Genomic DNA, 6762 nt, shown 5'->3' with positions numbered 1-6762 from the left:
GCTATAGAGAGGGGGAAACGCCCGGTCCCATTCCGAACCCGGAAGCTAAGACCCTCATCGCTCATAATACTGCATCTTTCAGGTGTGGAAACGTAGGTCGCCGCCTGGCTCTCAGAATTTCCTCTTCATTATCAAAATCCCTAAGCAAATCATAGAAAATCAAATATATAATTGACAAACCAAATTTTGCGCGCTAAAATCTAATACTTTATTTTTTGAGGTTAGATATGGTTAAAATACTCACGATTCTTTTTCTTTTCTTTTCTCTCACATTCGGTGCAGTTAATATCAATCGGGCTAATTCGGCACAACTTCAAACGCTTTACGGTATCGGCCCTTCAAAAGCACTGGAAATACTCAAATATCGTAAAACGCACGGAGAGTTTAAAAGTGTAGATGAATTGGTGAATGTCAAAGGTATCGGGCCTAAAACATTGAATAAAATGAGGGGACAGGTAACTCTTCGTTAAGGGATATATATCTTGTCGATCATCTCATTGTATTCGGATGTACAATCGCTGTCACACGTGATTCCGCCGCCGCTTTTATAGACGAATTGATTCTCAATGTGTTCAATAAAACGGATAGATACGGCACTGTAGAGGTTGATCCCGTCAAAATATCCAAAGATACCCGTGAAATAACCTCGATCATATTCCTCAACCTCGTGGATAATCTCAACTGTTTTCCGTTTCGGTGTACCGCTGATACTTCCTGCGGGCAAAAGTGTTTTTAACAACTCTCCTACGTTTTCTCTCCAGTTTTCTTCTAAATCTCCGATGATGTGTGAACTTACTTGATGTAGCTTTTTGTTTCCGGTATCAATGGTGGATATATAACGAAACTCTTTGACCTCAATATTTTTCGCTACGATTCCGAGATCGTTACGGAGAAGATCGACGATCATCGTGTGTTCCGCAATCTCTTTTGGGTCATTTAGTAGGGTATTGACGGCATCAGGAAGTGATGCGTCAATCGTCCCTTTCATCGGATAGGTATGTATAGTATTAGCCTCGATGGTGATAAAGGGCTCAGGAGAGAAGCAGACAAAGTTATTTTTGACACGGAATTTATAGGGTGCATGTGCCATATTATAAATTGCAGAGAGGCTGTACTCACACTCTATTGCTGTCGGTTGAGTCAGATTAAGGAGATAGGTATTTCCGCTACGGATATGCTCTTGTACGGTATCAAACTTTTGACGATAATGATCTATTGAAACGGGAAAAAATTTGGGTTTATGGGGAAGATTATTTTCATGACAGCGGCTGTTGAATGAAAATTCGATGTCGTGGGTGGAAAGTTCATCTAAGGTGTAGCAGTGGAGATGCTCCCCTTTAAAATCAGTATAAAAAAAACACGGAACCCCCGATGTGACGAGGGAGGTGAAGTGGTTGAACATCAGGCGATAAGGGCTTTTAGGACAGCCATACGGATGGCAACTCCGTTGCGAACTTGCTCTAGGACTTTACATCTCGGGTCGCCCAGCATCATGTCGTCAATATCGATATTGCGATGTACCGGTCCCGGATGCAGAAGAATCAGATCACGATTTCCCACGAGTTCTTGGGTAATACAAAAATCGCTTCCGTAATCTTTGAGCGAACCGTAGGTTTGGTGCGAGTGGCGCTCTGTTTGGGTACGTAGAGACATAATGGCATCCACATCATCGATCACATCTCGTATATTGTGTGTTGTTCGAAGAGAGGTTTCAGGGAGAAAGTGCGGCGGTGCAACAAGGGTAATCTCCATCCCGAATCGGGTCAATAACTCGATATTGCTGTTGGCGACGCGGGAGTTTTTGATATCTCCGACGATGGCAATTTTTTTACCCTTAAGATCCCCGAAATGGCGGCGGAGGGTAAAGAGATCCAGAAGCGCTTGTGTCGGGTGGGCATGAGCGCCGTCGCCCGCATTAATGATCGAAGCACGTGTATGCTGAGCGAGGATATTCGGGACACCCGCATGGGCATGACGGACGATCATCGCGTGCGGTCCCATCGCATCAAGGTTGAGCGCCGTATCGACAAGGCTCTCCCCTTTTTGGGTAGAACTTTTTTGAACATCGAGGTGAACCACTTCGGCACCGAGACGTTTTGCGGCGATTTCAAAGGAGCTTTTCGTACGGGTTGAGTTTTCAAAAAAGAGGGTAATAATGATTTTTTCTTTGAGGATGGGGTCGAATTGTCCCGCCAAATAGTGCTCGGCATCTTGTAAAACGTGAAGAATTTGGTCAGTCGTAAAATCGTCGGTACGGATAAGATGTTTCATAATAGTGTCCTCGTATTTATGATGATATTGTATCTAAAAGTGCTTTGGCAATGGTATCGATGTCGTTATCGATTCGGTAAATTGATCCGAATCGATGCTTTAGATAAGGGAGGGATGTCGTCTCAAAAGAAGTATCTTCAACTCGGCAGTTAAAACCGACGACGAAGGGGAGCTTAGCCTCTTCGAGGGCTTTTATGCTGAGTAACGTATCGTTGATACAGCCGAGATTGCAGTGGGTGACTAATAGGGGTGTAGCGTTGAAATAGCGAGCCAAATCAATCATCATGATCTCACTATCAATCGGAACCATCAATCCTCCCGCCCCTTCAATAATGACAAGATCGCAGAGGGCTTCGATTTTTGCCAGTGCAGTATCAAAGATGGCAAGATCGATCGATTTCCCCTTATTCGCTACAAACGGTGCGGCTGGAAGTTGTAACTGAAGGGTAACTATATCGTTCAGGGATAACGCTTTCAGTGCAGGATTATGGATCAATGCCGTTTCAAATAGGGCATTTCCATCGGGTGCAACCGTGATCACTCCTGTTTCGATCGGTTTGTAGACACCGACGCGTAACCCAAGTCGCACAAAGGCTTCGATCAGCAGTTTGGAGGTGTATGTCTTGCCTATATTCGTATTGGTTGCGGTGATGAAAATCCGTTTAGACAAGGAAGGAGCCTTTTTGGTTATAATGAGCTAATTTTAATATAGGTTTGATGATGAATCGCTTTGAAGAGTTTACAACCCGCATTGTTCAGCAAATAGGGAAAAAAGAGGGACCAATCAGTCCCGTTATGGTTAATTCCGCGTCGTTTGGATACGGTACCAGTGAGAGTGGGGAGGGGATATTCGAAGGGTCGATTAAAAAGCCGCTGTATGCCCGTGTGGGGAATCCGACATCGGCACAGTTGGAGCAGGTATTGGCCTCAATGGATGGGGGCATCGGTGCAGTGAGCGCATCAACGGGGATGGGAGCTATCGCGATGGCGACCCTCAGTCTTTTGAAATCCGGCGACGAGATTATCAGTGTCGGGGGGCTTTTTGGAGGAACCTATTCGTATTTTTCCGAAACATTGACCCGATTTGGGATAACCACGAAATTTTTTGATGTCGATGAACTCTCTGCCATTGAAGAGTCGATTAACACGGCAACGAAAATCATCTTTTTGGAGAGTGTCGGAAATCCCAATATGCGTCTTCCCGATATTGCGAAAATCAGCTCGATCGCGAACCGCTACGGCGTTGCTTTGATGGTGGATAACACGACGACTCCGCTCAGTATCGCACCACTGTCGCTGGGGGCGGATATTGTGGTCTATTCGACGACGAAAATTATCACGGGAAATGCATCTGCGCTCGGCGGAGCGGTGATCTACCGTGCCATTGCCGAAGGCGAGGATAAATTTAAAGAGGATCGTTACCGCGATATTCACCCGTTTATCCAAAAAATGGGTTCCATGGCCTTGATCGCCGTTGCAAAAAAACGGGCTTTGCGTGATTTCGGTATGTCGGCTAACGGATTCGGAAGCTATTTGACGATGCTGGGATTAGAGACACTGCCGCTGAGAATGGATCGTATCGTTACGACGGTTGAAGCGGTGGCCAAAGGGCTTCACGAGAGAGGGTTGAGTGTGAATCATCCCTGTTTGCCGCATCACCCTCATCACGAACGGTATCTGAGTCAGTTTGTCAGCGGATGCGGAACCGTTCTAACGATCGATATGGGGTCCAAAGAGCGCGCATTTGAATTTTTAAATCGATCTAAATTGATTACGATTACCGCGAATATCGGAGATAGCCGTACCTTGGGGCTGCATATGGCTTCAACCATTTATCGTGATTTTGACGATGAAACCAAAGCGTTTTTGGGGATAACTGCGGGGCTTGTCCGTATTTCGATCGGCTTGGAAAGCGCTGAAGCAATTATTAATGATTTTATCAACGCATCAAAAATTTAAAAAAATTCGGTATAGTTTAACAATGGCTACAAAACATGAACATTCAACTCAGTTAGACACTATAGTGGAGCATCCGAAACAGTATAATGTCTTTTTGCTCAATGACGATTACACCTCGATGGATTTTGTGGTCGATATTTTGATGAAACTGTTTCGTAAAAATTTTCAGGATGCACACCGTATTATGATCGAAGTTCATCAAAAAGGGCGGGGACTATGCGGTGTTTATCCGTACGAAGTGGCAGAAACCAAAGTTCACCAAGTCTCAAGCTTGGCTCGTGAAAACGGATTTCCCCTTAAAGCAATAATGGAGGAGGCATAATCATGGTGAGTACTGAACTCAATGCGATTTTCCAAAAAGCGATTGCGTTTGCACGTCATCAGCGGCATGAGTATCTAACCATTGAACACGTGATGCTCTCTTTGCTCAATTCACCCGATGGAGATGCCATCATACGCGCGTGCGGTGCGGATGTCGAACATATACGAGAAGCGTTGGGTGCCTATTTGATGCAGACGATGGAACCGCTGCCGGATGATGTTGATCAGGAACCGTTTGAGACGGTGGCATTGGCTCGGATGATCGATGGGATGATGCAGCATGTTCGAAGCGCGCAAAAAGATGCCGCCGATGTAGGAGATCTGATTGCGGCGGTCTATGAAGAGCGCCACACCTATGCCTGTATGCTCCTTGAAGAGTACGGAATCAGTCGTGTCGATGTTTTAGAAGCGATTTCTCATCGTGATATAGAGAGTGCAGCGGAAGATTCACGCAGTGAGGGGGCACTCCAAAAATATGCGATCAATTTGATCGTCCAAGCGAAAAAAGGGAAAATTGATCCCGTTATCGGGCGGGTAAATGAGATTGAACGCTCTATTCAAACGCTGTGTCGTCGCAAGAAAAATAATCCTCTGTTGATCGGCGAACCGGGTGTCGGGAAAACGGCCATTGCCGAGGGGTTGGCATTGCGGATTCTCTCCGGGGATGTCCCCGCGTTGCTCGAAGATGCCGAGATATTTGCCCTTGATCTGGGGGCGATGTTGGCCGGAACCAAATATCGGGGTGATTTTGAGAAGCGCCTCAAAGCGGTGATGGATGAAGCCGCAGAACACCCAAATGCAATTTTGTTTATCGATGAGATTCACACGATAGTGGGTGCGGGTGCCGTAGGGGGAGGGAGTATGGATGCGTCTAACCAGCTCAAACCCGCACTCGCATCGGGAACGCTCAAATGTATGGGGGCAACGACCCACGCCGAATATCGAAGCGTGTTTGAGAAAGATCGAGCCCTCAGCCGCCGTTTTGCCCGTATCGAGGTAGGTGAGCCGAGCGAGGAGGAGAGCTTTTTGATCCTCAAAGGGCTTCGGGAGCGGTACGAAAAACATCATGGGGTGAAATACACCGATAAAGCGCTCCGATCCGCCGTCGAGCTCTCTAAAAAGTACATTACCGATCGCTTTTTACCCGATGTGGCGATCGATCTGATCGATGAAGCGGGAGCCTCTTTTCATCTCAAAACCCATAAGCGAACCACGATTACGCCGCACGATATTGAGAATGTAATCGCTAAAATGACGGGAATACCTGTCTCAAAAATGGGGACGGATGATCGTGAAAAGCTCGCTTCCCTAGAGAGTGATCTTATGGCGCTCGTTATCGGGCAGGATAATGCGGTCGCTCAGGTGGTGAAATCTATCAAACGCTCGTATGCGGGGCTGAGTGCTCCTCAAAAACCGATTGCCTCCTTTTTATTCTCCGGTCCGACTGGGGTGGGTAAAACGGAGTTGGCCAAATCGCTGGCCGAAACGATGGGAATCTATTTTGAGCGGTTTGATATGTCAGAATACATGGAAAAACATGCCCTTAGCCGTCTCATCGGTGCCCCTCCGGGGTATGTAGGGTTTGAGCAGGGGGGATTGTTGGTCGAGACGGTACGTAAGCATCCCTACATGGTACTGCTTCTCGATGAGATCGAAAAAGCGCATCCTGATTTGATAAATGTGCTTCTTCAAGTGATGGACAGCGCAACCTTGACCGATAATACGGGATTTAAAGCGAACTTTGCCAATGTGATCCTCGTTATGACCTCCAATATCGGAGCAAGTGAACGCACCGTGATGGGATTTAATGCCGATAGCTCTATTTCCCGCCATGAAGCACTCAAGAGCTTTTTTACCCCTGAATTTCGCAACCGTCTCGATGGAGTTATCGAATTTTCTCCGTTGCCGATGAGTGTTGTCGAGGGGATCGTGGATAAATTCATCGTTCAGCTTAATACTCAGCTCAAAGCGAAAAAAGTGAGCGTCTCCCTCAGCGATAAAGCGAAAGCCTATATCGCTAAGATCGGATACGATAAGGCGATGGGGGCACGTCCTCTGGGGCGTGTTATCTCCGAAAAAATCAAAGATCCTCTGGTGGATGAGATGCTTTTTGGGCGTTTGGTACAAGGTGGAAAAGTTTCGGTGGATTACACCGATGAGCTGCTATTCGATTATGCGGTATGATTCCGAAACTCACCCATCACCTCTCCT

Annotated in this window: 7 protein-coding genes and 1 rRNA gene; 5 read left to right on the top strand and 3 right to left on the bottom strand. The window is 46.6% G+C overall.

The genetic code is table 11. From position 1 onward, the window contains the following. Both rrf and VFW36_RS11630 read left to right on the top strand, forming a co-directional pair. A 5S ribosomal RNA gene (rrf, locus tag VFW36_RS11635) occupies positions 1-109 on the top strand; the annotation flags it as partial. Positions 110-227: 118 nt separating this feature from the next. Next, positions 228-470, top strand: coding sequence for a ComEA family DNA-binding protein (locus VFW36_RS11630; RefSeq protein ID WP_414720300.1), 243 nt, complete (start codon positions 228-230; stop codon positions 468-470). Here VFW36_RS11630 and VFW36_RS11625 read toward each other — a convergent pair. The 3 genes from VFW36_RS11625 to bioD are packed head-to-tail and all read right to left on the bottom strand — an operon-like array spanning position 467 to position 2941. Beyond that, a complete protein-coding gene (locus VFW36_RS11625) occupies positions 467-1402 on the bottom strand; it encodes an aminodeoxychorismate synthase component I (RefSeq protein ID WP_329658982.1) in 936 nt (311 codons plus the stop codon). The genes VFW36_RS11630 and VFW36_RS11625 overlap by 4 nt on opposite strands. Further along, on the bottom strand, positions 1402-2271 hold the full coding sequence (locus tag VFW36_RS11620; protein ID WP_329658981.1) for an aspartate carbamoyltransferase catalytic subunit: 870 nt from the start codon (positions 2269-2271) through the stop codon (positions 1402-1404). Before VFW36_RS11620 ends, VFW36_RS11625 begins: the two co-directional genes overlap by 1 nt. A gap of 16 nt (positions 2272-2287) precedes the next feature. Beyond that, complete coding sequence (gene bioD / locus VFW36_RS11615) at positions 2288-2941, bottom strand: dethiobiotin synthase (protein WP_329658980.1); 654 nt, start codon at positions 2939-2941, stop codon at positions 2288-2290. A 50-nt stretch (positions 2942-2991) separates the two neighbouring features. Between bioD and VFW36_RS11610 the strand changes: the two genes are divergently transcribed. Genes VFW36_RS11610 through clpA form a run of 3 tightly spaced genes read left to right on the top strand, consistent with a single transcriptional unit; the run spans position 2992 to position 6735 of the window. Beyond that, positions 2992-4230, top strand: a complete 1239-nt coding sequence (locus tag VFW36_RS11610) for an aminotransferase class I/II-fold pyridoxal phosphate-dependent enzyme (protein WP_329658979.1) — start codon at positions 2992-2994, stop codon at positions 4228-4230. Between the two features lie 22 nt (positions 4231-4252). Next, positions 4253-4552 (top strand): ATP-dependent Clp protease adapter ClpS, encoded by a 300-nt coding sequence (gene clpS / locus VFW36_RS11605; protein ID WP_329658978.1) that lies wholly within the window; start codon positions 4253-4255, stop codon positions 4550-4552. 2 nt (positions 4553-4554) lie between these two features. Then, a complete protein-coding gene (gene clpA, locus VFW36_RS11600) occupies positions 4555-6735 on the top strand; it encodes an ATP-dependent Clp protease ATP-binding subunit ClpA (protein ID WP_329658977.1) in 2181 nt (726 codons plus the stop codon). Positions 6736-6762: the final 27 nt, after the last annotated feature.

It is taken from the genome of Sulfuricurvum sp. (assembly GCF_036279695.1).
Classification (GTDB): domain Bacteria; phylum Campylobacterota; class Campylobacteria; order Campylobacterales; family Sulfurimonadaceae; genus Sulfuricurvum.
The sequence above is the reverse complement of the archived record's forward strand: the minus strand, read 5'-3'. Positions and strand labels throughout refer to the sequence as shown.